General features: G+C 69.1%; 1 protein-coding gene. It reads right to left on the bottom strand.

Going from position 1 to position 1,170, the window contains the following annotated elements; translation table 11 throughout:
• Positions 1 to 1,170, bottom strand: a 1,170-nt coding sequence (locus tag Q8L83_RS00005; RefSeq protein ID WP_305284049.1) for a cation-translocating P-type ATPase, incomplete at both ends; no start/stop codon positions are given.

Below are 1,170 nucleotides of genomic sequence, written 5' to 3'. Positions count from 1 at the left end.
CAGCCAGGCGGCGAAGGTCAAGACAGCGCCGACGATGACGGCCGGCACGAACCAGCTGGTGACCTTGTCGACGAGAGCCTGGATCGGCAGCTTGGCGCCCTGGGCGGCCTCGACCATCCGCACGATCTGGGCGAGCAGGGTGGCCGCGCCCACCTTGGTGGCGCGGAAGCGGAAAGTCCCGGTCTTGTTGACCGTGCCGCCAACCACGGCGGCGCCCGGACCTTTCTCGACCGGGACCGGCTCGCCGGTGATCATGGATTCATCGACGTAGGAGGCCCCGTCCAGGACCTCGCCGTCCACCGGCACCCGTTCGCCCGGCCGGACCACGACGATGTCGCCGACAAGGACCTCGGAGACGGGAACCTCAAGGACCACGCCCGCCCGCTCCACGCGCGCGGTCTTCGCCTGCAGCGTCATCAGACGCTTGATCGCCTCGCTCGTGCGGCCCTTCGCCTGGGCCTCGAACAGGCGTCCGACCAGGATCAGGGTGACGATCACGGCGGCGGCTTCGAAGTAGATGTGGTTGGCTCCGGCCGGCAGCAGGCCGGGCATGAAGGTGGCGACGGTCGAATAAGCGAAGGCGGCCGTCGCGCCGAGCACCACTAGGGAATTCATGTCCGGCGTGCGCCGAACGAGGTTCGGCACGCCTTTGCGATAGAAGCGCAAGCCGGGACCGAACAGCACGAAGGCGGCCAGCGCGAAGCTGATCAAGCGCCAGGGCTGCTCGCCGATCGTGCTTGCCAGGAGATGGTGGGCGCCGGGCACGAAGTGGCGGCCCATCTCGATCAAGAACAGTGGGATGGTCGCAAGGGCGGCGAGGCCCACTGCCCGCTTCAATCCCCTGATCTCCGCCGCGCGCGCCTCACGTTCACGATCGGCGAGGTCCGGGCCAGCTTCGACGATCGGCGCGGCGTGGTAGCCGGCCTTCTCGACGGCGGCGACCAGGGCGGCGGTATCAGCGCCCTTGAGCACGGTGACCGTGGCGCGTTCCGTAGCCAGGTTGACCTGCGCTTGCAGCACTCCCGGCGCGGCGCGAAGCGCCCGCTCCACCCGCCCGACGCAGCTGGCGCAGGTCATGCCCTCGATCTTCAGTTCGAGGGTGTGTTCAAGCGGCTCGTACCCGGCCTTGCGGATCGCTTCGACGACGGCCGCAGACTGGCCTTCGGGCGT

The sequence above is a fragment of the Phenylobacterium sp. genome (assembly GCF_030680185.1).
Lineage (GTDB): Bacteria > Pseudomonadota > Alphaproteobacteria > Caulobacterales > Caulobacteraceae > Phenylobacterium.
The sequence above is the reverse complement of the archived record's forward strand: the minus strand, read 5'-3'. Positions and strand labels throughout refer to the sequence as shown.